Origin of the sequence: Actinoallomurus sp. NPDC050550 (genome assembly GCF_040655075.1) — a bacterium.
Classification (GTDB): Bacteria; Actinomycetota; Actinomycetes; order Streptosporangiales; family Streptosporangiaceae; genus Actinoallomurus.
The window spans coordinates 1-24,363 of the sequence record NZ_JBFAJC010000014.1 but is presented as its reverse complement, the minus strand read 5'-3'; the positions used below and the strand labels follow the sequence as shown (position 1 = coordinate 24,363).

Below are 24,363 nucleotides of genomic sequence, written 5' to 3'. Positions count from 1 at the left end.
CGTGACCGTCGACGTGACACGAGAGGCCGTGCGCGCGCCGGCCCCGGCCGGGCCACGGCCCGGCCGGGGCCGAGGACGGCGCGGCCTGCCACGCATCACTCCGTGGATCTTCGCCGGGCCGGCAGCCGCGCTGTTCGTCCTGTTCTTCGCCTATCCGCTGCTGGCGAGCGTCTACCAGAGCTTCACCGCCGACCGCGACGGCGTGCAGACGTGGGTCGGGCTCGCCCAGTACCGGCGGATGCTGCACGACCCGGTGTTCTGGGCGTCGCTGCGCAACACCGGGCTGATCCTCATCGTGCAGGTGCCCGTCATGATCGGCTTGGGTCTGCTGCTGGCATACGGGCTGAACCGGTCGTGGCTGCGGTTCCGGTCGACGTGGCGCATCGCCTACTTCCTGCCGGCCGTGACCATGCTGGTGGCCTACTCGGTGGTGTTCCGGGTGCTGCTGAAGACCGACGGCGGCATGGTGAACCAGACGCTGCACGCCGTCGGCCTGCCCGGGGCGGACTGGCTGAACAGCCCCGGCTGGGCCCGGGTCGCGCTGATCGGCTCGATCACCTGGCGGTGGACCGGCTACAACGCGATCATCCTGCTGGCGGGGCTGCAGGGCATCGGCCGCGAGCAGTACGAGGCGGCGGCCATCGACGGCGCGGGCGCGTTCACGACGTTCACCCGGGTGATCGTCCCGCAGCTGCGGCCGGTGATCCTCTTCTGCTCGGTCACCTCGAGCATCGGCACCCTGCAGCTCTTCGACGAGAACTACGTGCTGACCAAGGGCGGGCCGGGCAACGCCACGATGACGCCCGTCCTCTACCTGTACAAGGTCGGCTTCGAGCAGCTCGACTTCGGCTACGCGGCCGCGATCGCCTGGGTCGTCGTCCTGCTGATCGGGCTGATCTCCTTCGCCCAGTTCCGCTTCCTCGGAAAGGACCGGTCGCGCCGATGACCAGCCCGACCCGAACCCTGCGCCCGCGCCTGCTCGGCCGCGTGGCCGGCTACCTGTTCCTCACCACCGGCGCGGTGGTCAGCGTCATTCCCTTCTACTGGATGGTGGTGGCCTCCACCCGGGACAACGCCGAATTGTTCCGCTCACCGCCGCCGTTCCTGCCGGGCGGACGGCTGCTGCACAACCTCGTGTCGCTGCAGCACTCCATCGGCTTCACCCGCGTGATGGCCAACAGCCTGGGTATCGCGGTCGTCTACACCGTGCTCAGCTCGCTGATCTCCGCGATGTGCGGGTACGGCCTGGCGAAGTACCGCTTCCGCGGCCGCGGGCTGCTCCTCGGCCTGGTGCTGGCGACCATGATGATCCCGTTCCAGGTGCTGCTCGTGCCGCTGTTCCAGATGATGTCGAACCTCGGCTGGATCGACACCTACCAGGCCGTCATCATCCCGTTCCTGGCCAACTCCTTCGGCATCTTCCTGATGCGTCAGGCGTTCCTGGACTTCCCCGACGAGCTCATCGAGTCGGCCCGCATGGACGGCGCCGGCGACCTGCGGATCTTCTACCGGATCGTGCTGCCGGTGGTGCGCCCGCAGGTCGGCGCCCTGGCCATCTTCACCTTCATGAGCCAGTGGAACGCCTTCCTGTGGCCGCTGCTCATGCTGAACACCGAGGACAAGTACACCGCGCCGGTCGCGCTGTACACCCTCGTCGGGCAGAGCCACGTCGACTACTCCGGGCTGATCCTCGGCTCGTTCCTGGCGACGCTGCCGCTGATGCTCGTCTTCTTCGTGTTCCAGAAGCAGTTCGTGTCCGGGCTGCTCGGAGGGGCGGTCAAGGGATGACGCGGACGAACGACCGCCTGACCCGGATCCCGGGCCTGCTGTACGGCGGCGACTACAACCCCGAACAGTGGCCGGAGGAGGCGTGGGCGCAGGACGTCCGGCTGATGAAGGAGGCCGGGGTCAACCTCGTCACCGTCGGGGTGTTCTCCTGGGCCCGGCTGCAGCCCGGCCTCGGCACCTGGGACTTCGGCTGGTTCGACCGGCTGCTCGACCTGCTCGCCGGGCATGACATCGGCGTCGACCTGGCCACCGCCACCGCGTCGCCGCCCGCCTGGCTGGTCCGCGCGCACCCGGAGGTGCTGCCGGTCACCGCCGAGGGCGTGCGCCTGGAGTTCGGCTCACGGCAGCACTACTGCCCGTCCTCACCGGTCTACCGGCGGGCGGCTGTACGGCTCGCGCGGGCGATCGCCGAGCGGTACCACGACCATCCCGCGCTCGCGCTGTGGCACGTCCACAACGAGTACGGCGACCACGTGACCGAGTGCTTCTGCCCCGTCTCGGCCGCCGACTTCCGTCGCTGGCTGCGGGAGCGGTACACCGGCCTGGCGGCGCTGAACGCCGCGTGGGGCACCGACTTCTGGTCCCAGCGGTACGGCGCGTGGGAGGAGATCGAGCCGCCACGCGCCGCGCCCGGCCCGGTCAACCCGACCCAGGTGCTGGACTGGCGGCGGTTCTGCTCCGACGCGCTGCTCGCCTGCTACCTGGCGGAGAAGGCGGTGCTTGACGAGGTCCGCGGCGACATACCGGTGACCACGAACTTCATGTCGATGTTCAAGGCGCTGGACTACTGGGCGTGGGCGGCGCAGGAGGACCTCGTGTCCGACGATGCCTACCCGGACCCGGCCGACCCGGCGGCGCACGTCGGCGCGGCGCTCAACTACGACCTGATGCGCTCCCTCAAGGGCGGACGGCCGTGGCTGCTGATGGAGCAGGCCCCGTCGGCGGTGAGCTGGCGGCCGGTGAACGTCCCGAAGACCCCGGCGCTGCAACGCCTGTGGTCGCTGCAGACGGTCGCGCGCGGCGCCGACGGCGTCCTGCACTTCCAGTGGCGGGCGTCGCGGGCGGGCGCGGAGAAGTTCCACAGCGCGCTGCTGCCGCACCGGGGCGTCGCGTCGCCGCGCTGGGCCGGCACCGTACGGCTCGGCCGGGAGCTGTCCCGCCTCGGCGAGGTCGCGGGCACCCGGCTGACCGCCGACGTCGCCATCGTCCTGGACTGGGACTCCTGGTGGGCGCTCGAACTCGACGAGCACCCCTCGGCCCGGCTGCGGCTGCGCGAGCTGACCGCGTCGTGGTACGCCCCGGTCCATGCCCGCAACGTGACCGTCGGCTTCGTGCCACCGGGGGCACCGCTGGACGGCTACCGCGTCGTCCTGGCCCCCAACCTCTACCTGGTGACCGAGGAGACCGCGCGGTGGCTGACCGCCTACGTCGAGGGCGGCGGCCGGCTGGTCTGCGGCTGCTTCAGCGGCGTGACCGACGAGCACGACCACATCCACGACGGCGGCTGCCCCGGCCCGCTGCGCGACGTGCTCGGCGTGGCCGTCGAGGAGTTCTGGCCGATCGCCGACGGGGAGACGGCCGGGATCGCGCTCGGCGACCGTGTCGTGCCGGCGACGTTGTGGAGCGAGTGGCTGACCGCGACGACGGCCGAGGTCGTCGGGGCGTACGCCTCCGGCCCGCTGGCCGGTCGCCCGGCGGTCACCCGCAACGCGTACGGCTCGGGCCGCTCCTGGTACCTCGGCTGCCATCTCGGCGAGGACATCGGCGTCGTCCTCGACGCCGCCTTCGCCGACGCGGGCGTACGGCCCGTACTGGAGGCCCCGGACGGCGTGGAGGTCACCCGCCGCGACGGCCCGGACGCCTCCTACCTCTTCCTGCTCAACCACGCCGGCGCGGAGACGGAACTGCCCGTGCCCGGCGGGATCGAGCTGCTGACCGGCACCGCTGTGCGGGGCACGCTCCGGCTGCCCCCGCTCGGGGCGGCGGTGCTCAAGACGGCCCGCTGACGGCCGCTCCTCTCCCCACGAAAGGTGATCATGCGTCGATCGCTGCATGCCCTGGCCGGGTTCTCGCTCGGCTCGGCCCTCGTCGTCACCGCCCTTCCCGCCGCGTACGCCGCGCCACCACCGGCCGGGTACGCCGACGTGCTCGACCTGCACGGCGTCCCCTCGAACGCCCTGCCCGCCGACGTCAACGCCATCAACGTGTTCGCCGACCGGGGCGCGTGGCACGCCTACGCGCTGCCGAAGGACCCGTCCACCTACGGCGGCTTCTCCGGGCCGATGTACATCGCCCAGGAGTACCCCTGGTGGCTGAGCAAGGCGTTCTCCCGCATCCGGCTGCGGGAGAACGGCCGGGACATCGACCTGGCCACCGCCAAGAAGCCGGTGCTGACCGCCCTGCCCGGCCTGCTGCGCCAGTCGTACGACCTGCCCGGGCTGCGCCTCACCCTGGAGCTGCGGTTCGGCAGCGGCCGCAGCGCGCTCGTGCGCGCGTACCTGGAGAACACCGGCACCGCCGCGCGCACGCTGGAGGTCGGCTGGACCGGCGCCCTGTTGCGGCCGGACGCCGAGCCGATGCGCAGCGCCCCGTCGCTGCACGCCACCGGTCAGGGCGTCGCCGTCGACTTCGCCCGCGTCCGGCAGACGTGGGACTACCTCACCGACGGCACCGAACGGTTCGAGGTCACGCACGCGGAGCCGGTCCGCACCACCGTCACCGGCGACTCCTACGTCACCGAGCTGGTCCGCCCGCGCACCGTCGCGCCACGCGGCACCACCGCGCTGACCTGGACCGAGACCTACACCTTCACCGCCGCCGAGCGGAGCCGGGAGGCGGCGGTCGTCCACGACCTGCTGCGCCGGCCGGAGCGGGCCATCGCCCAGGACGACGCGCGGTGGCGCGGCTACGTCACGGCCGCGACGCGGAGCGTGCCCGCCGAACGGCGCCGGGCGGTGGTCAAGTCGGTCGAGACGCTGATCACCAACTGGCGAGGCGCGGCCGGCATGCTGAAGCACGACGGCATCACCCCGTCCATCTCCTACAAGTGGTTCACCGGCGGGTTCTGGGCGTGGGACACCTGGAAGCAGGCGGTCGGCGTCGCCCGTTTCGCCCCCGCGCTGGCCGAGTCGCAGATCAGGTCGATGTTCGACTACCAGGTCCGCCCCGACTCGCCCACGCGCCCGCAGGACGCCGGGATGATCCCCGACTGCCTCTTCTACAACGACCCGACGCGCGGCGGCGGCAACTGGAACGAGCGCAACTCCAAACCACCACTGGCCGCCTGGGCGGTCTGGCAGGTCTACCGGGCGAACGGCGACACCGCGTTCCTGAAGGAGATGTATCCGAAGCTGGTCGCCTACCACGACTGGTGGTACCGCGACCGGGACCATGACCACGACGGCCTGGCCGAATACGGCGCCACGGTCGACCCGGCCAACGACAGCCCCGAGGAACGGCGGCAGGCGGCGGCGTGGGAGAGCGGCATGGACAACGCCCCGCGCTTCGACGCCGCGCTCGGCACCACCGCCGTGGAGAACCGCGACGCGGACGGTCGGCTGGTCGGCTACTCGCTGAACCAGGAGTCGGTCGACCTCAACTCCTACCTCGTCGCCGAGAAGCGCTACCTGGCGGCCATCGCGGCACGGCTCGGGCACCGGGACGCCGCCGCCCGGTACACCGCGCAGGCCCGGACGCTCGCCGCGGCGATCCGGACCAAGATGTACGACCCGGCGACCGGCTTCTTCTACGACACCGACCTGGCCACCGGGCGGCGGCTGGTGGAGCGGGGCCGGGGCATCGAGGGCGCGATCCCACTGTGGGCCGGGGTCGCCGACGGTGCCGAGGCCGCGCGGGTCCGGGCCAGGCTGACCGACCCCGCGGAGTTCGCCACGAAGGTGCCCTTCCCGACGGTGGCCAAAAGTTCACCGTACTTCGACGCGAAGGAGTACTGGCGCGGCCCGGTGTGGCTGGACCAGGCGTACTTCGCGCTGGCGGGCCTGCGCGGGTACGGCTACGGCACGGACGCCGCGTCCGCCGCGGACCGGCTGTGGCGGTCGGCCGACGGTCTGCTCGGCGACCGTCCGATCATGGAGAACTACGACCCGCTGACCGGGGAACCGTTGAACTCCACGAACTTCAGCTGGTCCGCGGCACTCCTGCCCGGCATCGCCTGAAACCGGCGTCCCCCGGCGGCCCGGCCGCCGGGGGATCCTGCGCATGACCGGGCTACCCGGACCGGCGGGCCCGCCACTCGTCTTCGAGCATCGCGTAGATCACCTCGTCGGTCCACTCGCCCTTGACCATCTCGTTCTGCACCAGGTGCGCCTCGCGGCGCAGGCCGAGGCGTTCGAGCACGCGCGCCGAGGCAGCGTTGCGGCCGTCGAGGCGGCCCACGACGCGGTGCAGGCCCAGGCCCTCGAACCCCAGGCGCAGCATGACCGCGGTGGCCTCGGTCGCGTAGCCGCGGCCGCCGTGGTCGGGGTGGAAGATGTAGCCGACCTCGCCCTGGCGGTGTTCGCGGCTGGTCCAGAACAGCACGACGTCCCCGAGGAGCGCGCCGGTCTCCGGCAGGACCACCGCCAGCTGCAACGCGTCGCCCTCGTCGGCGAGCATCGACGAGCGGATCTTCTTCTCCAGGGCCTCGCGGACCTCGTCGGGATCGCGGGCGTCCCAGTACAGGTAGCGCGCCACCTCCGGCCGCGAGTGGATGTCATAGAGGGCGTCGAAGTCGTCGAGGGTGTAGGGGCGCAGGTGCAGACGCTCGGTGAGGATCGGGTAGTCGGGTTTCAACACCACTCGATCTTAGGAGGCCCCTTCGGCCGAATGGCGCATCGCCGTGACTCGGGAACAACGCCCCCGACGCGGCATGCGCCGCGTCGAGGCGCCGTCAGGGGTAGAAGCCCTCGATCGGCACACGGGCCTCGTCGTACAGCGCCGGGCCCTCCTGCGGCAGCTGCGGCCAGGCGCCGCCGGGGTTGAGTCCATTGAGCTGCTCGGTGGACAGCGCGAACACCACCCGGCCCAGGCCGGAGCGCTGGATGGCGCCGTAGCACATCCCGCAGGGCTGGCAGCTGGTGTACATCGTCGTGGCCGCCGCAGTCGCCGCGTCGAGTTCGCGGGCCGCCCACCGGGCCAGCTTCAGCTCCGGGTGGGCGGAGATGTCGCGGTCCCTCGTGACGGTGTTGTGGTCCTCGGCGAGGACGTCGCCGTCCGGGCCGACCAGCAGCGATCCGTAGGGGGCGTCGCCCCCCGCGCGGGACCGGGCGGCGAGCTCGATGGCCCGGCGCAGGAATCTCTCGTTGTCAGATGTCACTGTCTCTCCGTTTCGTGAGAAGTGCTCAGGTCCCAGTGGTCGGCCACGGTCGCGAGCGCCCGCCATGCCGTCTGCGGGTGCAGCGTCTCGGCCGGGTCTCCGCCGAACGGATCGAGGACGACGGTGTCGGCGCCGAGCAGACGCAGCTGTTCGAGGTCGTCGACGATCTGCTCGATGGAGCCCTCCCCGGCGACGCGGTCCGGGCCGGTGACCGGGGAGTCGGTGAGGCGCAGGAGGATCCGCGGCGTCAGCGCGGGCGCCGGACGGTCCAGCTCGTCGGCGAGGTCCTTCATCCGGCCGGCCGCGTCGCGCAGCCGGGGGAGGGTGAGGTCGCGCAGCGGGTGCCACGCGTCGCCGAGCAGGACCGCCCGGCGCATGCCCGCCTCGCTGTTGCCGCCCACCCAGATCGGGATCGAGCCGCTGCGGTAGTCGTCCTCGTCCGCCCAGGCGGCGCGCAGGGCCCGCAGGTGATCGTCGGTCAGCCGGCCGCGCCGTTCGAAGGGCACCCCGAGCGCCGCGAACTCCTGGCGCGCCCAGCCCACGCCCACTCCGAGGACGAGCCGTCCTCCGCTGATCCGGTTGAGGTTGGCCGCCATCCGGGCGACGAGCAGCGGATGCCGGTACGGCGCGATGAGCACCGAGGTTCCGAGCCGGACCCGCTCGGTGACGCCCGCCAGCCACGACAGCGTGGTGAACGGCTCGTAGAACGGAGCCGGATACTGCTCGGCGACGTCCGGCGTCACCGCCACGTGGTCTGAGATCATCAGCAGGTCGAAGCCGAGGGCCTCCACCGTCCGCGCCCAGCGGCACAGCACGTCCGGATCGGTCCCGGGCCCGTAGTTCGGTACGTTCACCCCGATTCGCATAAGGGCAACGCTAGCGAGACGTTCCGCCACCTTTGAAGAGATCGTTCACGGCGTACGGGGCGGGATGCCGTTGATCTGCCGGTACATTTCGGGAATGGCCGAGGATCTCGACGAGACCGACTGGGCGATCCTGAGCGAGCTGCAACGCGACGGCCGGCTGGCGCTCACCGAGCTCGGGCGCAGAGTCAGTCTCAGCGCCTCGGCGACGACCGAGCGGGTCCGGCGGCTGGAGTCGCTGGGCGTCATCGCCGGGTACCGCGCCGACGTCGACCTGGGCAAGGTCGGTTTCACCGTGCTGGCGGTGGTGCGGCTGAAGTACCCCGGCAGCCGGCATGAGCCGCTGCGCCGGCTGCTCGCCGGGCGCTCGGAGATCCTGGAGTGCCTGCGGACCACCGGCGAGGACTGCTACACGCTCAAGGTGGCCGCCGGGTCGATGGCCCACCTCGAACGGCTCGTCGACGAGCTCGCGCAGTTCGGCAGCACCACCACCAACGTGGTCTACAGCCAGACGCTGCCCTACCGCGGCCCCTCCTCGCCGCCATCGGCGGACTGACCTCCACGGTCCGGCACCCCGGCGACCAGTGCGCGCAGCCCGGATGCCGGGCCACGGAGTTGATCTAGAGCCGACTCTAGCTCCTAAGGTACGGGCGGAGCCGGGCCGCCTGCCGGATCGGGGTTGCCGACGGCTCCGCGATCACCGACGTGGTCGCCCTCCCGTACCACCGACAAGGAGCAACGATCGTGCGCTACCGCGTTCTCGGCGGCACCGGCATCGAGGTGAGCGTCCACTGCCTGGGCGCCATGATGTTCGGCGCCGTCGGCAACCCCGACCACGACGAGTGCGCCCGCATCATCCACGCGGCCCTCGACCAGGGGATCAACTTCGTCGACACCGCCGACATGTACTCCGCAGGGGAGTCGGAGGAGATCGTGGGCAAGGCCCTGAAGGGCCGCCGCGACGACGTCGTGCTGGCCACCAAGGTGCACTTCCCGATGGGGGAGGGACGCAACCGGGGTGGCAACTCACGACGCTGGATCATCAAGGAGGTCGAGGAGAGCCTGCGGCGGCTCCAGACCGACTGGATCGACCTCTACCAGATCCACCGTCCCGACCACACCACCGACATCGAGGAGACGCTCTCCGCGCTGAGCGACCTGGTGCACCAGGGCAAGATCCGCGCCTTCGGATGTTCCACCTTCCCCGCCGAGGAGATCGTCGAGGCCCACCACGTCGCCGAGCGCCGCGGCCTGCTGCGTTTCCGCAGCGAGCAGCCGCCGTACTCGCTCCTCGCCCGGGGGATCGAGGCCTCGGTGCTCCCGACCTGCCGCCGCCTGGGCATGGGCGTCCTGACCTGGAGCCCGCTCGCGTCGGGATTCCTGACCGGCAGGTACCGCAAGGGCCGGCCCGTCGACCTTTCCACCGGCCGCGCCTCCCTCACGCCGGGACGCTTCGATCCCGCGCTGCCGGAGAACGCCAGGAAGTACGAGGCCGTCGAAGCGCTCGTCGAGCTGGCCGCCGACCTCGGCTGCTCACTGCCCGCGCTGGCGACGGCCTTTCCGGTGGCGCATCCCGCGGTGACCTCTGTGATCATCGGCCCGCGGACCATGGAGCAGCTGGAGGAGACGCTGAAGGGCGCCTCGCTCACCCTCGACGACGCGACCCTCGACCGGATCGACGAGATCACGCCTCCCGGGACCGACCTGTACCGTTCGGACGGCGCCTGGCAGCCGCACGCCCTGACCGACATCTCCGTGCGGCGCCGCTCCCTCACCGATCGCGCCGCCGGCTGAGCGTCCGAGTTCGTCCGGGGCCATATCTAACGTGGTGAGGAGGCCGGCGTGGCGAGGTAATCGCCGTGTTCCAGGTCGTCGAGAAGGGTCGGGTGGGTGGGCGTCCAGCCAAGCAGCTCCTGGGTGTGAGAGCCGGAGACGGGCGCGTCGATGCCGTAGACGGTGGCCATGAACGGGCTCGGGAAGTGTGCGGCGGCCTCGTCCGGGGTCAGCGAGACCGTGGGCAGATCGAGGCCCTGGGCGATCGTCTCCGCGATGCTCTTCAGGGTGACACCGTTTTCGGCCACTCCGTGCAGCACGCTGCCCGCAGGAGCCTTCTCCAAGGCCAGGCGGAACAAGGTCGCCGCGTCGAGCCGGTGCACTGCGGGCCACCGGTTGCCGCCGTCGCCGACGTAGGCCGACACGCCGGTCCTTCGTGCGGTGGCGACGAGCATGCCGATGAAGCCGTAGTCCCCGGGGCCGTGGACGGTAGGAGCGAGCCGGACGACGCTCGCGCGTACTCCCCGGGCGGCGAAGCCCAGGCAAGCTCGCTCGCCCACGATGCGGAAGGCGGCGATGCCGGCTGTGTCGGGCTCGTCCTTCTCGGTGCTCTCCCGGCCGGCGGGCATGACCAGCGTGCCCGAGGTGCTGACGAACGGCTTGCCCGAGTGTTCCAACGGTCGGCCGAGCGTCTCGATCGCGGTCCGGTCGCGCCGCATCATGTCGTCGAGGTCGGTGAAGTCGCCACCGTAGGCCATGTGCAGGACGCCGTCGGCGGCTTCGGCGCCGCTCCGCAGGCTGTCGAGGTCTTCCAGGGAACCGCGGTGTGGTGTGGCGCCCAGCGACTCCAGCCGAGCGGCGGCGGCGTCCGAGCGCGCCAGACCGGTGACGGTGTGGCCGGCCGTGACGAGCTCGGCGACGACGGCGGGGCCGGTCAGGCCGGAACCACCAGTGACGAAGACACGCATGGAACACTCTCCCGATTTAACGCCAGCGACTGGCGCTAAGTAGCGCCAGTCGCCGACTCTACACGTAGCGCCAGTCACTGGCGCAAGGTAGCGCCGGTCGCTGGCACATCCGGTAGCCTCAGGGCGTGCCACGGAGCGGAGCAGACGCGCGCCGCCGCCTTCAACAGGCGGCCCTGGAGCTGTACCGGGAGCGCGGGTTCGACCAGACCACCACGGCTGAGATCGCCGCCCGGGCCGGCGTCAACGAGCGCACGTTCTTCCGGCACTTCCCGGACAAGCGCGAGGTGCTCTTCGACGGCGAAGCCGACCTGCGCGCCGCGTTGATGCAGGCGGTGGCCGAGGCGCCCGATGGCCTGGAGCCGCTCGAGATACTGCTCTGGGCCTTCCGGAAAGCCGGGCGGATCCTCGAGGACAACCGCCCGTTCTCCGAACCACGGCTGGAAGTCATCGCCGTGACACCAGCGCTCCGCGAACGCGAACTGGCCAAGGCCGCGTCGCTCACCGACGCGGTAGCGCAGGCACTGCGGCAGCGCGATGTCGCGGACCGGCTGGCCGGCCTGGCCGCGCAGACCGGCTGGGCCGCCTTTCACCAAGCGGCCCAAGCCTGGATCGACGATTCCTCCCAGAGCTTGGACACGCATCTCCTCCAAGCCTTCGACGATCTGCGCGCCCTCTCCGGGACCGGTCTGCCGGCACAGGCACGGCCTGAAAGCTGACACCGCCCCACCCGCGACCACCGATCATCCGCGAGCGAACCGCGACACGAGCACTCCTCAAGGGCGCCGTCGTCCGCGCATCGGTATGAGCGGACACCTCTTCGTGGCGAAACGGGGGTCGAGGAACATCGGAACAAAAACCGGCGCTAAGCCCTTCGCGGGCCTGAGAGCGCTTTGACATGGGGCTCTACGGGGGCGGGGCCTTCGGCAGTCGTGGTGATCATTGACTGTCTGGAGGCCCGGGGTGCCGGTCGAGTTTCTGACGGATTCGCAGGCTGCGGCGTACGCGGCGTACGACCGGGCACCGTCCCGTACGGAGTTGGAGCGGTTCTTCTTCCTGGACGACGCGGACCGGGCGCTGATCGAGCCGAAGCGGCGGGCGCACAACCGGCTGGGCTTCGCGGCCCAGCTCACGACCGCGCGGTATCTCGGGGTGTTCCTGGACGACCCGATCGACGTGCCGGCGGAGGTGGCCGACTATCTCGCCGAGCAGCTCGGTATCGCGGACGCGTCGGTGCTGAAGACGTACGGCGATCGGGAGAACACTCGGCTCGATCACGTCCGTGAGCTGCGGCGGGTCCTGGAGTACACGGAGTTCGCCGAGGCGGAGGCGGAGCTGCGGGTGTGGGTGGATGCGCGGGCCTGGACGACCGGGGAGGGCCCGAAGGCGCTGTTCGATGCGTCGGTGGGGTGGCTGCGGGAGCGGCGGGTGCCGCTGCCCGGTGTGACGACGCTGGCCCGGCTGGTCGCCTCGGTGCGGGAGGCGGCGAACCAGCGGCTGTGGGACACCCTCTACGGGCTGCTGAGCACCGGTCAGCGGGCCGTGCTCGATTCCCTGCTGACCGTGCCGCCGGGGCGGCGCCACCTGGCTCAACATGATCAATGACCAGGCGGCGGGGCTGGGTGAGAAGGTGGTGGCCGGCACCCCGCGCGACTCCCTGTACGTGCTGGACGTCCTCTACGATCGCGACGGCGGCAAGCGCCCCGAGACGATCGTCACCGACACCGCCTCTTACAGCGACATCGTGTTCGGCCTGCTCACCCTCGCCGGATTCGCGTACGCGCCGCAGCTCGCGGACCTGCCCGACCAGAAGATGTGGCGCATCGACCGCAGCGCCGACTACGGCGCCTTCCAGGACACGGCCCGCGGCCGGGTCGACCTCGCCCGCATCGAGCGGCACCGGGAGGACATCCTGCGGATCATCGGCTCGATCCACACCGGCGCGGTGCGCGCTTACGACGTGATCCGGATGCTGTCGCGCGACGGGCGCCCCACCCCGCTCGGCGACGCGATCGCGCACTACGGGCGGATCGCCAAGTCCCTGCACATCCTGCGCCTGGCCGACGAGCCCGGCTACCGCCGCCAGACCAAGGTGCAGGCCAACCTCAAGGAGGGCCGTCACTCCCTCGCCCGGAAGATCTTCCACGGCCGCTCGGGGCAGCTCTACCAGCGCTACCAGGACGGCATGGAAGACCAGCTCGGCGCGCTCGGCCTGGTCCTCAACGCCCTCGTGCTGTTCACGACGCGGTACACGGACGCCGCAGTTAACCAGCTGCGCGCGGACGGCTTCGACGTCCGCGACGAGGACGTGGCCCGCCTCTCGCCATTCGTGCGGCACCACATCAACATGCTCGGCCGGTACTCCTTCCAGCTCCCCGACCTGCCCGGAGGCGTGCGACCACTGCGTGATCCGGATGCCGTAGACGGCGAGTGACCGCCGCTCATCGGGAGACGCCGACCAGCCCCTGCTGCGGGCTGGTCGGCGGGGCTGCGGTTGGGATTGCTTAGATGGTCACGCCTGGCGGCGCGTGGTGGGCCATGGCCTCCAAGACGGCGCGGACCGCCTCGGTCACCAGCTCCAGGCGGGTCAGCTCCCGTGCGGCGGACAGGATGTGGGTGGAGTCGGTGCGCTGGGTGCCGCCGCCCTTGAGCAAGCCGTCCCGCCGGATCCGGGTGAGCGCGAGGCCCAGCAGCCGGTCGGCGCGGTCGCCCTCGGCGAGCCGGTCGCGGAAGTCGGACAGGACGCTGTGGTGGAAGCCGGGGTCTTCCAGTTCCAGGCCGAGGGCGTACTTGAAGTCGATGCGGCAGCGCACCGCCTCGGCGGCCTGGCGGTCTGACAGGTTCAGCACGTACTGCAGCACGCAGACCGTGGCGAGCTGGGCGGGGAGAGCCCGGGGCGGCCATCGCGCGGGTACCAGGCGGTGAAGTCCTCGTCGTTCCACAGGCCGTCGAGGCGGTCTCGGATCCACATCGCGGTAGTGCCGTGGGGGTTGCTGGCGCTGGCGACCCGCGCGGTCAGCGGCGGGATCCTACGAGCCTGACGCAACGTCACGATCGTTAACTGCCCGTCCTCAAGATTCCCGACAGAGTCCTTCAGTGAAGATCCGACTGGACCTCGGTCAGTCGATGCCTTCGACGATGCGGAAGTCGCGCTCGACGCCGTCGGAGAGGGCGACCAGCGCCTCCTGGTAGGCCGCACTCTCGTGCGCCGCGACGGCCTGCTCGAAGCTGTCGAACTCGATCAGGACGGTGCGCTCGGCGATTCCGGCGTCATGCGCCACGATCCGACTGCCACGGGCGAGGATCCGACCGCCCCCGGCCTCGACGGCCGGACCGGCCAGCTTGTTGTAAGCAGCCAGCTTCTCAGGGTCTGAAATGGTGCGGTAGGCGCTGACCCAGTAGCCCTTGGGCATGGAACCTCCAGTGTTGGGCCGGTTTTCGTTCCGATGTTCCTCAACCCGCGAAACCGGCAGCGTCAGCGGCGTAATACCCCCGATGGGGGACTTGTCCCTTTTGCTATAACCCTCAAGGGGGTATAAATTAACTAACCCCATCATCCCCCCATAGGGAGGACCGGTCGTGCCGAAGATCAACGTGTACCTGCCCGACGACCTGGCAGAGGCGGTCAAGGACGCCGGCGTGCCGGTGTCGGCGGTCTGCCAGCGCGCCCTGGAACAAGCGGTACGGCGCGTCACCGCCATCCGGCAGACCGCACTGAGCGAGCTGTCAGCCGACGACCTGGACGAGCGGCTGCCCGCCTTCACCGCTCGGACCCGAGCCGTGATCAAGCTGGCCGTCGACCGCGCTCGCGCCGGTGACTCCGCGAACGTCGGAACCGGACACCTGCTCGCCGGCATGGTCGCCGAAGGCGGAAATCTGGCCTTGCACGTGCTCCGAGCCCTGGACATCGACCCCGCCCAGATCCAGCGCGACCTCGAACGGCAGACGGGCACCGAGGAAGGCGGCGCGGAGGACGACTCGTCGGTGCACTTCAGCACCGCTGCCGCCGGCGCACTCGAACTCGCGGTGACCGAGGCGACCGCGCTCGGGCACAACTACGTCGGCTGCGAGCACCTGCTCCTGGGCCTGGTGACCGAACCCGACGGCACGGCCGGCCAGGTCCTGCTGGCACACGGAGCCGAACCCCGGCTGACCCGGCGTGCCGTGACGGCTGCCCTGGCGGGTTACGTTCACCTGCGCGCCCAGACCTCCGCCGCCGATCCCGTCCAGGTCCTGGCCACCGCCGTCCAGCAGCAACTCCAGCCGCTCGTCGCACGCATCGAGCGGCTGGAGGAACGCCTCGGCCCGGCGCCCGAACAGCGCTGACCGGCGTGGTGCAGCCCACCGGGACGGCGGCGTGGGCCCGTGAGCGTACCGAGGCTCGCATGCGTGATGCTGCCGCCCGTGTCGTGCTCCGGTACGCGGCCGTGACCGGCTTCTGGCTGGTGGTCCTGCTGCCGCTCCTGTCCGGCGCGCGATGACCCGGCGGAGAGGAGGCGTTGGTCCGCTGACGGTCGCCTGCCCGGCCGACGCGGGCCTCAGGTCGTGATGTAGTCGTGCAGGCGGCCGGAGCCCTCGAGCATCGCGGTCGCCTGCCGGTTGAGCGCGTCCCGGCGTTCGTCGAGTGCCGCGCGCAGGGCCTCGCGGCTTCCCGTACGACGCAGTCCCTCCAGGACCGGTCGGATCCGCGGCAGGGGATAGTGGCTCTGGCGCAGGACCGCGACGAGGCGCGCGTCCCGTACGTCGGTGGCCGCGAAGCGGCGGTATCCGGTGGCCGGGTCGCGGCCCGGAGCGAGCAACCCGGAGGCCTCCCACACCCGCAGCGCGGAGCTGCGCACTCCCAGGCGGGCGGCCACCTCTCCGACGGTCAAACCGGCTCGCGGCAAGGCCTCGGTGTCGGGGGCCTGCCGGGTGAGCGCCTCGAGGGCCTCGCTCGCCGCCTCCAGGGACAGTCGGCTCTGGTGCAGCGTCGCGTGTTCGGCGTCGACGAGTGTCAGCGCCCGGGGGAGGTCCTCCGCATGCACGGCGTGCATGATCGCCTGCGCGGCACGAGGGCCGTACCCCTTGAGGAGGGCCCGATAGGTGACCAGGGCGCTGCGGTGCCGCTCCTCGAATCGGCGGTAGCCGGCGGGGCTCCGCGCGGCGGGCGGCAGGATGCCCGCCTCCTCGTAGTTGCGGATCTGCTGGGTCGAGACGCCGGCCACCCGCGCCAGGTCGACGGGGCGAAGCCCCCTCTCCTCCCGGACCGCCGATCCGCGCACGTTCTCCACGAGTTGAAGGTTATCGCGCAGCAACCGTTCGATTCAGGGGAATAAGCTTCAACCACTCTCGATCGCACACTTGAAGGAAGACCCGGCCGGCTACGGACGCTGCTTCCGGCCGGAGGTCCCTGGATTGACTGAGGACTGCGCCGGTCGCAGGCTGGGGGCGGGACCGGCGGCGCCGGTTCTCCATTGGCGGCGACCCGCCCGCCGTACGTGCCGTCCTCCGTCGACGCCCCGGGACGCACGGTACGGACGGCGACCCGTACGCGGGCGGCCGGCGACCTCCCGAGCGTGAGGAGAGATCATGTCCGACCCCGTTGCCCGCTCGGAGGAGATGCGATCATCCGGCACCGGACCGCACACCGGCAGTGGGTTCGGTGACCGCCGCACGGCGGCGATCGGATTGCTGCTCGACCGTGGTGCGGACACGCTGGAACACCCGGGCGGCATGCTGTTCGCGCACCTGCAGCGTGTCGAGGCGATGCTCGGGGCCTGGGGCGCGCGACCGGACCTTCGCCTGGCAGGGCTGTGCCACGCCTTTTACGGCACCGACGGATTCGCGACCGCCCTCGGGGATCCCGCCGACCGGGCGGTGCTGGGCGAGGCCGTGGGCGTGGCGGCGGAACGGCTCGTCTACTTCTACGCGAGCTGCGACCGTGCTCGGTCCCTTCCTCACCTCACCGCGGCGGACGGGCCGTACGTCGATCGTTTCAGCGGTGTGGTGACCAACCCGCCGTGGGAGCTTCGCCGGGACTTCGCCGAGTTGACGGTCGCCAACGAGTTGGACGTCCTGTCCTCCGCTCCCCGCCTGCGGGAGATCCACGGTCCGGCCCTGCTCGCCCGGTTCGCGGACTGGCGGCCGCTGCTCAGCGCCTCGGCGCGACGTGCCGTCCACGACTTCGGCCGTCAGCCGTAACGCGTATAGGGGGCGCTGAACGCCCGCGGCGGGTCGCGCTGCCGGCGGGTCAGGGTGGCCTATGTCTGGACTGAATATCCAGCCCTTAGACTAATCGTCTAAGCTTCGCTCGTACAGCAGCCGCCAGGGCGGCGGATGGTCTTCGTGTCAGCGAAGCAAGGTGATGGGCGCCGCGACGGTGCCGGGGGAGGGTGCGATGTCGGCCGAGCAGGTCCGCGAGCAGGACGCCATCCTCGCCGCGCTCGCCCCGGTGATCGACGGCATCGCCGCCACACTGGGCTCGTTCTGCGAGGTGGTCGTGCATGACTTCCGGCGCCCGGACAAGTCCGTGGTCGCCATCGCCGGGTCGGTGACCGGGCGCGGTGTCGGCGGGGCGATGAGCGAGATCGGCATGGGGATCCTCGCGCGCGGTGACCAGGCCGAAGACGAGCTGAACTACATCACCCGCGCCCGTACCGGAAAGCTGATCAAGTCGTCCACGATGGTGCTGCGCGACTCGACCGGCACGGTGTTCGGGGCCCTGTGCGTCAACCTCGACATCACCGCCGTCAACCAGGCGCACGCCCTGATCGGTGAGATCGCCGGCGCCACCGGCCCGGCCGCCGTGCCGACCACCACGTTCGGCGACGACATCGGCTCCGTGCTGGACGCCATCGTCGACGAGCACCAGCTGCGGCAGAACAAGCCCTGGACCGACCTCGGCCGGGCCGAGCGCCTGGAGCTGTTCCGCAACCTGAACGACCGGGGCGTGTTCGCCGTACGCGGCGCGGCCCGGCAGGTCGCGGCCCGGCTCGGCATCTCTCGCGCCTCCGCCTACAACTACCTCGCCGAAGCCCGGGCCGCGTCCTCACCCGACGGCACCGCCCCCTCCACAAAAGGTGAAGGATGACGAACACACCGCCGGTCACACTGGACGACGTCCGCGACGCGGCAGCGCGGATCAAAGGCGTCGCGCACCGTACACCCGTGCTGCGCTCACGCACGATCGACGCGCTCGTCGGCGCGGAGGTGTTCCTCAAGTGCGAGAACTTCCAGCGCATCGGCGCGTTCAAGTTCCGTGGCGCCTACAACGCCGCCTCCCGCCTGGCGCCCGAGCAGGTGGGCAAGGGCATCGCCGCCTACTCCTCGGGCAACCACGCCCAGGCCGTCGCCCTCGCCGCACGCGAGCTCGGCACCACCGCGGTGATCCTCATGCCGGAGGACACGCCCCGGTCCAAGATGGACGCGACCGCGGGGTACAGCGCTGAGATCGTCACCTACGACCGCTACACCGGCGACCGGGTCGCCATCGGTGAGGCACTGGCCGCCGACCGTGGCCTGGCGCTGATCCCGCCGTACGAGCATCCGCACGTCATCGCCGGGCAGGGCACCGCCGCCCTCGAACTCCTCGAGGAGGTCAGCGACCTCGACGCACTCGTCACCCCGGTCGGCGGCGGCGGACTCATCGCCGGCAGCTCCACCGCGGCGAAGGGCCTGAGTTCGGGCATCCGCGTGATCGGCGTCGAGCCGGAGGGCGGAGACGACACCAAGCGGTCCCTGGAGGCCGGCCGGCGCGTCTCCATTCCCGTGCCCCGCACAATCGCCGACGGGCTGGCCGCTGACATCCCCGGCGAGCTGACCTTCTCCATCAACCGACGGCTGGTGGACGAGATCGCCCTGGTCACCGACGACCAGATCCGCGAAGCCATGCGGCTCGCCTTCGAACGCCTGAAGATCGTCATCGAGCCGAGCGGCGCCGCCCCGCTGGCCGCCCTCCTGTCCGGCCGCATCACCCCCGTCCCGCCTCGTATCGGCGTGATCGTCTCCGGCGGCAACATCGACACCCGGCGTTTCGCCGAACTGTCCGCCTGACCACGACGGCCCGAGCGGTATCCGGTCGGCGCTGACCTCGTCCAGGCGCCGGGTAACGCGGTGGTGGAGGCTTATCGCAGGTTCTTGTTGGTGCGTGCGGTCCATACCGCCAGTGCGGCCGCCAGGTCCACGGCGATGACCAGCACGGTCCGGTGCGGATTGCGCGCCAGCGCGGCGCCGGCGATGAAGTTGCCGACCATGCCCGCCAGGCCGAATGCGAACAGCAACGGACCGACGAATCGTTCGTCGATCCCCGACAGCTTCTGAAGCGCCGGGCTCACGAAGGTGTAGGCCGAGAAGTGGCCGGTCACGATGAGGAATGTCGCGACGATGCCGACGCGCACTCCTGGATTGCCGAACTGTTCGGCCAGGAGCCGCGGGCGGACGGGCCGGGAGGCGGCCAACGGCGGCAGCACGGCCAGCAGAACGAGCAGCGCGACGAGCGCCAGGGCGCTCAGCGTCGCGAAGGCGATGCGCCAGCCGAAGAACCCGCCGAGCAGCGTGCCGAGCGGGACGCCGAACACATTCGCGGCCCCGACGCCACCGAAGATGATCGCGGTGGCCCGTGGCACGTCCTCGGTGGCCACGAGCCGGACGGCCAGGCTGCCGGCGACGGCCCAGAAGCCGCCGATCGCCACCCCGACCAGCACCCGAGAGGACACCAGAACGGCGAAACTCGGTGCCAGGGCCGAGGCCGCGTTGGCGAGCGTCATCAGCCCCATCAAGCCGAGCAGCAGGAGCCGCCGGTTCATCGCGCCGACGAGCACCGGAACCAGCGGCGCGGAGACCGCGGCGACCAGGCTGGGCACCGTCACCATCAGCCCTGCCGTCCCTTCGGAGACCGACAAGGCCGACCCCACGGCGGTCAGCAGCCCGATCGGCAGTTGCTCGGCGGTGACCAGCACACACGCTGTTCCTTCGCGCGCTCGACCACTACCGGGCCACCGACTCCGCTCAGGCCGAACAGCGCCTGGACGCCGCCGGCCGTCCGGTACGCCAAGTGCTACGGGACTGGATGCTGTGGCTGGTCTCCTGCCCGTCCGACGGTGGGCCCGCTCGAGGCTGCTTCGTGGTCAACACCGCGACCGAACTCGGCACCACCGACGCCCAGGTCCGCCAGCGAACCGAGGCCGCCTTCGAGGTCACCCGGCAGGCGCTGCGATCGCTGCTGCGCGAGGGCCGCCGGGGCGGCGAACTGCCCGCCGACCTCGACATCGACGCCGCCATGGAACTGCTGTTCACCACAGTGCTCGGACTGCGGGTACGGGAGCGCGCCGGCCACGACCCCGCACACCTGGCCACCGCGATCGACGTCGCGATCCAGGCCCTGGGATCCGCCCCAGCCCGACCTTCCTGACCGCCCGCCAAGGAGAGCCGCCCGGGTTCCTGCCCTTCTCCGTGAGCCTGGTCGCGGGCACCCTCGTCGCGACCCGCGTCACCGCGGCACGCGCCCCCGGTGCGTCCCTGCAGGCCGCCGCGCGCCCGACTATCTCTGCTAGGCTATTTCCTAGAGGCTCTAGGAAAGGAAGTGCCGATGGGGCGTGCCGGTCTCAGTGCCGCAAAGCTGACAGAGGCCGCCGCGGAGATGGCGGACGACGTCGGGCTCGACCAGGTCACCGTCTCCGCGCTCGCGCGGCGCTTCGGTGTGAAGGACGCCAGCCTGTACTCGCACGTCAAGAACCTGCGGGAGTTGCGCGTGCGGATCGCCCTGCTCGGCGGCGAGGAGATGACCGACCGCATCGCCGCGGAGGTGGCGGGCCGGGCCGGCAAGGACGCGCTCGTCGCCTTCGCCAACGCCTACCGGCAGTACGCACTCGACCACCCAGGCCGCTACGCCGCGACCCAGATGCGGTTCACCCCGGAGGAAGTCGCCGACCACGCCGACTCCGCCGGGATGCGCCGCAGCGTCGAGTTGACGTACGGCATGCTGCGCGCCTATGGCCTGGCCGAGCCGGACCTGACCGACGCGGGACGCCTGCTGCGCGCCACCTTCCACGGCTACATCCACCTGGAGCTCAGCGGCGGGTTCAACCACCCCCGCGACGTCCAGGACTCTTGGGCGCGCTCGCTCGACGCGCTCCACGTCCTCCTGGAGAACTGGCCCCGACACGATCGGAAGAACCGATGAACTCGCCCATGACCGGCACCCTCCGGGTGCCCGGCGCGACGCTTCACTACGAAAAGCGCGGCAGTGGCCCGGTCCTGCTGCTGATCCCCGGCGGTGCCGCCGACGCCGGGCTGTACGAGGGCATGGCCGCAGACCTGGCCGCCCGGTACACCGTGGTGTCCTACGATCCGCGCGGCCTTTCCCGTAGCCGTCTCGATGGACCCCTCGCCGACCAGCGGGTGGAAGTGTGGAGCGATGACGCCCACCGCCTGCTGGACCTGGTCGCCCCGGACGAGGACGCCTTCGTCCTGGGTTGCAGCTCAGGCGCCATCGTCGCGGTCGACCTGCTGGCCCGGTATCCCGAACGGCTGAGCCGGGTGGTCGCGCATGAGCCACCGCTGCTGGAGCTCCTGGAGGATCCCGCCCCGCACCGGGCACTGTTCGCCGAGGTCCGTGAGATCTTCCGCACCGAGGGAGTCGGCCCCGCGATGGTCCGATTCGGTGAAGGACTGGGGGAGCGGCCGGCCGAGCAGCCCACGGATCTACCGCCCGAGATCCAGGAGATGGCTCCGCGGATGCACGCCAATATGCCGGTCTTCCTCGGCCACGTACTGTGCCCCTTCTCCTCGTCCGTGCCCGATCTGGCCGCGCTCCGTCTTGTCGCCCACAAGCTCGTGCCGGCGGCCGGGCGGGACTCACGCACGCAGGTGCCGCTCTACGGCCCGCCCGCCCGGCTGGCCGAGTCGCTCGGGACCGACCTCGTCGAGTTCCCCGGCGGGCACGTCGGAGCCGTCGAATTCCCGAAGGAGTTCGCCAAGCAGCTCCTGGCGGTCCTCGACTCCTGAGGAGCACTCGGGCGCCGTGGCCGGTGAGAGAAACCGCACGGCCGTGCCGGTCGGCGAAGCGCGGGCCTTCCTGATCGAGCGTCGCCACGATCAGCAGCGTCCGCTTGATCAGAGTCCAGGAGCTCCTCGGTGGTCGCCTGCCCCAAGGTTGCAGTTCGTAGTACGAACTAATATGGTTCGCACTACGAACTCAACTCTTGTCTGGGAGCAGGACTCATGACTCGTACAGTCGCGGTCATCGGCGGAGGTTATGGGGGATCGGCGGTCGCCAAGGCGCTGGACTCCGAGGCCGACGTCGTTCTCATCGATCCACGGGACGCGTTCGTCAACGCCGCCGGGTCGCTGCGGGCGCTGACCCAGCCCGACTGGGCGCCGAACATCTTCTTCGCATTCGACACGCTGCTCACGCGGGGGACGGTGATCCGGGACCGCGCCGTCTCGGCGGACCCGGATGGCGTCACTCTGGCCTCAGGCCGACGTGTCGCGGCCGACTACCTGGTCCTGGCCACCGGCTCCAGCTATTCCTACCCGGCCAAGCCCAGCGCCGAGTCCACCGGCGAAGCGCTGGACGACCTCCGTGACACCCACAAGGAGCTGGCCGGCGCGGAACGCGTGCTGATCCTCGGCGCCGGGCCGGTCGGTCTGGAACTGGCCGGGGAGATCAAAGAGGTCTGGCCGCACAAGCAGGTGACCATCGTCGACCCGGCCGAGCGAATCCTGGCCGACTTCCGGCCGGAGATGCGCCAGGACCTGCACCGCCAGCTCGACGAGCTGGGCGTCGAGCTGCGGCTGGGCACCGCTCTGACGACACCGCCGCCGACCGGGCACGGTCGGGCCGGGGCGTTCACCGTCACCACCACCAGCGGCGAGGAGATCACCGCCGACATCTGGTTCCGCGCCCACGGCGTGCAGGTCAACAGCGACTACCTCGCCGATGGCCGGCTCACGACCCTCACGACGCAGGGACAGGTCCCCGTCACCGAGAGCCTCAACGTCCATGGGTATGACCACGTCTACGCGATCGGCGACATCACCGATGTCGCCGAGGACAAGAGAGCCGGGTACGCGATGCAGCACGCAGAGGTCGTGGCGCAGAACATCATCGCCCAGCTGCGCGGCGAACAGCCCGCGGCGGTCTATCGCCCCGCACCCGACCCTATGATGCTGCTCCCGCTCGGGCCGCGAGGCGGCGTCGGCCAACTGCCCACACCCGATGGCCCGGCCGTCCTCCCCGCGGCGACGGTCGCCGAGTACAAGGGCGCCGACCTGTTCACCGGCCGCTTCGCCGAACAGTTCGCGTCCGCCTGAAGTAATTCCCGCAAATGGAAGGCAGGGCATTGTCCATACAACACGTCGTCTTCGGATTCGGCGCGCACAGCGGCATCGACGACGGGCCGGAACTGCTGCGCATGGCCGAACAGGCCGACCGCGACGGGCTTGACATCTTCTCGCTGTCGGACCATCCCTACATCGGCGGGCGCCTCGACGCCTACGCCTCCATCGGTTTCATCCTCGGACGTACCCAGCGCCTCGCGGGCTTCGCCAACGTCACCAACCTGCCGACCCGGCCCGCGCCCATGCTGGCGCGGACGGTGACATCGCTGTCCGCGCTGTCCGGCGGCCGCATCGTGCTCGGCATGGGCGCGGGCGGACTGTGGGACCGGATCGCCGACATGGGAGTGCCACAACTGTCACCGGCCGACGCCGTGGACGCCTTCGAAGAAGCGATCACCCTGGTCAAGACGCTGTCGGGCGGCGGTCCACCGGTCACCTACCAGGGCCGCCACTATCAGGTGAACCAGATCGAGCCGGCCCCGGTGGCCGCACCCGCGGTGTGGACCGGATCGGTCGGCCGCAAATCCCTGGCCGCCACCGGCCGCGTCGCCGACGGCTGGCTCCCCGGTCACGCGGCGGACTGGCTCAGCGACCGATACCGGACCTCACGGCCGATCATCGACGAAGCGGCGGCCGCCGTCGGCCGCGATCCACGCGAGATCCGCACGGTCTTCAACCTCCCCGGCCGCATCACCGACCGGCCACTCCCCGCAACGCGCAACCCCGACGGCCGGTGGATCGGCGGTTCCGCCGGCCAGTGGGTCGAAGAACTGACCGGAGCCGTACTGGAACACGGCGCATCGGGCTTCATGCTCTTCTCACCCGAGGGCGGAACGCCGGACCTCGTCTCCCTCGGCCGCTGGGCCAAGGAGATCGTCCCCGCCGTACGCGAAGCGATCGCGAAGAAGAGCGACTAGGTCTTCTCTCCCGCGAGAGCGGAAGCTGTGGGTCACGCACGTCAAGGGGTGGGACCGGTCGGGTGGGCTACGCGGGCGGCCGGTATTGCTGCCCGGGGCGAGCCGGCTGGTGGGCACGGCGTCGAGCAGAGCGGACGCGGAGGGGGACCGCGGGGTACCGGCCGTGCTAGCCAACTCCCGTACGACGTGGCACGATTTCGCAGGTGAACAGCACATCCGCCCCGGCGCAGCGGTTCAGTGACCTCGCGCGGTTGCGTCGTGTTCGTGATCGGATCGATCGGGAGTACGCGCAGCCGCTGGACGTCGAGGCGCTCGCCCGGGGCGTGCACGTGTCGGCCGGGCATCTCAGCCGTCAGTTCCGGCTCGCCTACGGTGAGTCGCCGTATTCGTACCTGATGACCCGGCGTATCGAGCGTGCGATGGCG

27 protein-coding genes are annotated in these 24,363 nt (G+C 70.9%); 19 read left to right on the top strand and 8 right to left on the bottom strand.

What is annotated here, in order from left to right; translation table 11 throughout:
• The first annotated feature begins 1 nt into the window (after position 1).
• From AB0I04_RS20585 to AB0I04_RS20570, 4 genes are read left to right on the top strand one after another with little or no spacing between them, the layout of a single operon-like run.
• Entirely contained in the window at positions 2-946 is a 945-nt protein-coding gene (locus AB0I04_RS20585; protein WP_360886608.1) for a sugar ABC transporter permease, read from the top strand.
• Entirely contained in the window at positions 943-1,788 is an 846-nt protein-coding gene (locus tag AB0I04_RS20580) for a carbohydrate ABC transporter permease (RefSeq protein ID WP_360886606.1), read from the top strand. Before AB0I04_RS20585 ends, AB0I04_RS20580 begins: the two co-directional genes overlap by 4 nt.
• The gene (locus tag AB0I04_RS20575) at positions 1,785-3,794 is read left to right on the top strand and encodes a beta-galactosidase (protein WP_360886604.1); all 2,010 of its coding nucleotides are present in this window, start codon (positions 1,785-1,787) and stop codon (positions 3,792-3,794) included. The genes AB0I04_RS20580 and AB0I04_RS20575 overlap by 4 nt, the downstream gene beginning before the upstream one ends.
• Positions 3,795-3,824: 30 nt before the next feature.
• Positions 3,825-5,963 (top strand): trehalase family glycosidase, encoded by a 2,139-nt coding sequence (locus AB0I04_RS20570; protein ID WP_360886603.1) that lies wholly within the window; start codon positions 3,825-3,827, stop codon positions 5,961-5,963.
• 52 nt (positions 5,964-6,015) lie between these two features.
• Here AB0I04_RS20570 and AB0I04_RS20565 read toward each other — a convergent pair whose 3' ends face one another.
• The 3 genes from AB0I04_RS20565 to AB0I04_RS20555 all read right to left on the bottom strand — a co-directional run bounded on the left by AB0I04_RS20565 (position 6,016) and on the right by AB0I04_RS20555 (position 7,968).
• Entirely contained in the window at positions 6,016-6,582 is a 567-nt protein-coding gene (locus tag AB0I04_RS20565) for a GNAT family N-acetyltransferase (protein ID WP_360886601.1), read from the bottom strand.
• Positions 6,583-6,676: 94 nt separating this feature from the next.
• On the bottom strand, positions 6,677-7,102 hold the full coding sequence (locus AB0I04_RS20560) for a nucleoside deaminase (protein WP_360886599.1): 426 nt from the start codon (positions 7,100-7,102) through the stop codon (positions 6,677-6,679).
• Positions 7,099-7,968, bottom strand: a complete 870-nt coding sequence (locus tag AB0I04_RS20555; protein WP_360886597.1) for an LLM class flavin-dependent oxidoreductase — start codon at positions 7,966-7,968, stop codon at positions 7,099-7,101. Before AB0I04_RS20555 ends, AB0I04_RS20560 begins: the two co-directional genes overlap by 4 nt.
• Positions 7,969-8,062: 94 nt before the next feature.
• Here AB0I04_RS20555 and AB0I04_RS20550 point away from each other — a divergent pair, with 94 nt between their 5' ends.
• Both AB0I04_RS20550 and AB0I04_RS20545 read left to right on the top strand, forming a co-directional pair.
• Complete coding sequence (locus AB0I04_RS20550; RefSeq protein WP_360886595.1) at positions 8,063-8,521, top strand: Lrp/AsnC family transcriptional regulator; 459 nt, start codon at positions 8,063-8,065, stop codon at positions 8,519-8,521.
• 188 nt (positions 8,522-8,709) lie between these two features.
• Entirely contained in the window at positions 8,710-9,759 is a 1,050-nt protein-coding gene (locus AB0I04_RS20545; RefSeq protein ID WP_360886593.1) for an aldo/keto reductase, read from the top strand.
• Between the two features lie 26 nt (positions 9,760-9,785).
• Here the strand turns inward: AB0I04_RS20545 and AB0I04_RS20540 are convergent, their stop codons facing one another.
• Positions 9,786-10,706: an SDR family oxidoreductase gene (locus AB0I04_RS20540; RefSeq protein WP_360886591.1), complete on the bottom strand. Its 921-nt coding sequence runs from the start codon at positions 10,704-10,706 to the stop codon at positions 9,786-9,788.
• 125 nt (positions 10,707-10,831) lie between these two features.
• Here AB0I04_RS20540 and AB0I04_RS20535 point away from each other — a divergent pair, with 125 nt between their 5' ends.
• The 3 genes from AB0I04_RS20535 (at position 10,832) to AB0I04_RS20525 (ending at position 13,137) form a co-directional block, all read left to right on the top strand.
• The gene (locus AB0I04_RS20535) at positions 10,832-11,422 is read left to right on the top strand and encodes a TetR family transcriptional regulator (protein ID WP_360886589.1); all 591 of its coding nucleotides are present in this window, start codon (positions 10,832-10,834) and stop codon (positions 11,420-11,422) included.
• 244 nt (positions 11,423-11,666) lie between these two features.
• A complete protein-coding gene (locus AB0I04_RS20530) occupies positions 11,667-12,308 on the top strand; it encodes a DUF4158 domain-containing protein (protein ID WP_360886588.1) in 642 nt (213 codons plus the stop codon).
• A complete protein-coding gene (locus tag AB0I04_RS20525; protein WP_360886586.1) occupies positions 12,298-13,137 on the top strand; it encodes a Tn3 family transposase in 840 nt (279 codons plus the stop codon). The genes AB0I04_RS20530 and AB0I04_RS20525 overlap by 11 nt, the downstream gene beginning before the upstream one ends.
• A 70-nt stretch (positions 13,138-13,207) precedes the next feature.
• Here AB0I04_RS20525 and AB0I04_RS20520 read toward each other — a convergent pair whose 3' ends face one another.
• Together AB0I04_RS20520 and AB0I04_RS20515 are read right to left on the bottom strand one after the other, a co-directional pair.
• The gene (locus AB0I04_RS20520) at positions 13,208-13,564 is read right to left on the bottom strand and encodes a transposase (protein WP_360886584.1); all 357 of its coding nucleotides are present in this window, start codon (positions 13,562-13,564) and stop codon (positions 13,208-13,210) included.
• 258 nt (positions 13,565-13,822) lie between these two features.
• A complete protein-coding gene (locus AB0I04_RS20515; protein ID WP_360886582.1) occupies positions 13,823-14,116 on the bottom strand; it encodes a DUF1330 domain-containing protein in 294 nt (97 codons plus the stop codon).
• Between the two features lie 166 nt (positions 14,117-14,282).
• On the opposite strand from AB0I04_RS20515, the gene AB0I04_RS20510 reads away from it, so the two are divergent.
• Positions 14,283-15,029 carry a Clp protease N-terminal domain-containing protein gene (locus AB0I04_RS20510; protein ID WP_360886580.1) on the top strand — a complete coding sequence of 249 codons (747 nt, stop codon included), beginning with the start codon at positions 14,283-14,285 and terminating at the stop codon, positions 15,027-15,029.
• A gap of 212 nt (positions 15,030-15,241) precedes the next feature.
• On the opposite strand, the gene AB0I04_RS20505 is transcribed toward AB0I04_RS20510, so the two are convergent.
• Positions 15,242-15,973 carry a MerR family transcriptional regulator gene (locus AB0I04_RS20505; protein ID WP_360886578.1) on the bottom strand — a complete coding sequence of 244 codons (732 nt, stop codon included), beginning with the start codon at positions 15,971-15,973 and terminating at the stop codon, positions 15,242-15,244.
• Between the two features lie 298 nt (positions 15,974-16,271).
• Here AB0I04_RS20505 and AB0I04_RS20500 point away from each other — a divergent pair, with 298 nt between their 5' ends.
• The 3 genes from AB0I04_RS20500 (at position 16,272) to AB0I04_RS20490 (ending at position 18,734) form a co-directional block, all read left to right on the top strand.
• On the top strand, positions 16,272-16,883 hold the full coding sequence (locus AB0I04_RS20500; RefSeq protein ID WP_360886576.1) for a DUF6817 domain-containing protein: 612 nt from the start codon (positions 16,272-16,274) through the stop codon (positions 16,881-16,883).
• 163 nt (positions 16,884-17,046) lie between these two features.
• Positions 17,047-17,772: a PAS domain-containing protein gene (locus tag AB0I04_RS20495; RefSeq protein ID WP_360886574.1), complete on the top strand. Its 726-nt coding sequence runs from the start codon at positions 17,047-17,049 to the stop codon at positions 17,770-17,772.
• Positions 17,769-18,734 carry a pyridoxal-phosphate dependent enzyme gene (locus AB0I04_RS20490; RefSeq protein ID WP_360886572.1) on the top strand — a complete coding sequence of 322 codons (966 nt, stop codon included), beginning with the start codon at positions 17,769-17,771 and terminating at the stop codon, positions 18,732-18,734. Before AB0I04_RS20495 ends, AB0I04_RS20490 begins: the two co-directional genes overlap by 4 nt.
• A gap of 71 nt (positions 18,735-18,805) precedes the next feature.
• On the opposite strand, the gene AB0I04_RS20485 is transcribed toward AB0I04_RS20490, so the two are convergent.
• Positions 18,806-19,639, bottom strand: coding sequence for an MFS transporter (locus AB0I04_RS20485; protein ID WP_360886570.1), 834 nt, complete (start codon positions 19,637-19,639; stop codon positions 18,806-18,808).
• Positions 19,640-19,734: 95 nt separating this feature from the next.
• On the opposite strand from AB0I04_RS20485, the gene AB0I04_RS20480 reads away from it, so the two are divergent.
• The 6 genes from AB0I04_RS20480 to AB0I04_RS20455 all read left to right on the top strand — a co-directional run.
• Positions 19,735-20,091, top strand: coding sequence for a TetR family transcriptional regulator C-terminal domain-containing protein (locus AB0I04_RS20480; RefSeq protein WP_360886568.1), 357 nt, complete (start codon positions 19,735-19,737; stop codon positions 20,089-20,091).
• Between the two features lie 177 nt (positions 20,092-20,268).
• On the top strand, positions 20,269-20,862 hold the full coding sequence (locus tag AB0I04_RS20475) for a WHG domain-containing protein (protein ID WP_360886566.1): 594 nt from the start codon (positions 20,269-20,271) through the stop codon (positions 20,860-20,862).
• A gap of 8 nt (positions 20,863-20,870) precedes the next feature.
• Positions 20,871-21,686 (top strand): alpha/beta hydrolase family protein, encoded by an 816-nt coding sequence (locus AB0I04_RS20470; RefSeq protein WP_360886564.1) that lies wholly within the window; start codon positions 20,871-20,873, stop codon positions 21,684-21,686.
• Between the two features lie 216 nt (positions 21,687-21,902).
• Positions 21,903-22,994: an FAD-dependent oxidoreductase gene (locus AB0I04_RS20465; RefSeq protein WP_360886562.1), complete on the top strand. Its 1,092-nt coding sequence runs from the start codon at positions 21,903-21,905 to the stop codon at positions 22,992-22,994.
• 29 nt (positions 22,995-23,023) lie between these two features.
• Positions 23,024-23,938, top strand: a complete 915-nt coding sequence (locus tag AB0I04_RS20460) for an LLM class flavin-dependent oxidoreductase (protein WP_360886560.1) — start codon at positions 23,024-23,026, stop codon at positions 23,936-23,938.
• A gap of 194 nt (positions 23,939-24,132) precedes the next feature.
• The coding region (locus AB0I04_RS20455; protein WP_360886960.1) for an AraC family transcriptional regulator at positions 24,133-24,363 on the top strand (231 nt) is incomplete at its 3' end.

What these genes read in the sequence shown, in the direction of transcription:
- AB0I04_RS20580 (WP_360886606.1), top strand. Translation starts at nt 943, where the DNA reads ATGACCAGCCCGACCCGAACCCTGCGCCCGCGCCTGCTCGGCCGCGTG.
- AB0I04_RS20575 (WP_360886604.1), top strand. Translation starts at nt 1,785, where the DNA reads ATGACGCGGACGAACGACCGCCTGACCCGGATCCCGGGCCTGCTGTAC.
- AB0I04_RS20570 (WP_360886603.1), top strand. Translation starts at nt 3,825, where the DNA reads ATGCGTCGATCGCTGCATGCCCTGGCCGGGTTCTCGCTCGGCTCGGCC.
- AB0I04_RS20555 (WP_360886597.1), bottom strand. Translation starts at nt 7,968, where the DNA reads ATGCGAATCGGGGTGAACGTACCGAACTACGGGCCCGGGACCGATCCG.
- AB0I04_RS20550 (WP_360886595.1), top strand. Translation starts at nt 8,063, where the DNA reads ATGGCCGAGGATCTCGACGAGACCGACTGGGCGATCCTGAGCGAGCTG.
- AB0I04_RS20540 (WP_360886591.1), bottom strand. Translation starts at nt 10,706, where the DNA reads ATGCGTGTCTTCGTCACTGGTGGTTCCGGCCTGACCGGCCCCGCCGTC.
- AB0I04_RS20525 (WP_360886586.1), top strand. Translation starts at nt 12,298, where the DNA reads ATGATCAATGACCAGGCGGCGGGGCTGGGTGAGAAGGTGGTGGCCGGC.
- AB0I04_RS20515 (WP_360886582.1), bottom strand. Translation starts at nt 14,116, where the DNA reads ATGCCCAAGGGCTACTGGGTCAGCGCCTACCGCACCATTTCAGACCCT.
- AB0I04_RS20500 (WP_360886576.1), top strand. Translation starts at nt 16,272, where the DNA reads ATGTCCGACCCCGTTGCCCGCTCGGAGGAGATGCGATCATCCGGCACC.
- AB0I04_RS20495 (WP_360886574.1), top strand. Translation starts at nt 17,047, where the DNA reads ATGGGCGCCGCGACGGTGCCGGGGGAGGGTGCGATGTCGGCCGAGCAG.
- AB0I04_RS20490 (WP_360886572.1), top strand. Translation starts at nt 17,769, where the DNA reads ATGACGAACACACCGCCGGTCACACTGGACGACGTCCGCGACGCGGCA.
- AB0I04_RS20475 (WP_360886566.1), top strand. Translation starts at nt 20,269, where the DNA reads ATGGGGCGTGCCGGTCTCAGTGCCGCAAAGCTGACAGAGGCCGCCGCG.
- AB0I04_RS20470 (WP_360886564.1), top strand. Translation starts at nt 20,871, where the DNA reads ATGACCGGCACCCTCCGGGTGCCCGGCGCGACGCTTCACTACGAAAAG.
- AB0I04_RS20465 (WP_360886562.1), top strand. Translation starts at nt 21,903, where the DNA reads ATGACTCGTACAGTCGCGGTCATCGGCGGAGGTTATGGGGGATCGGCG.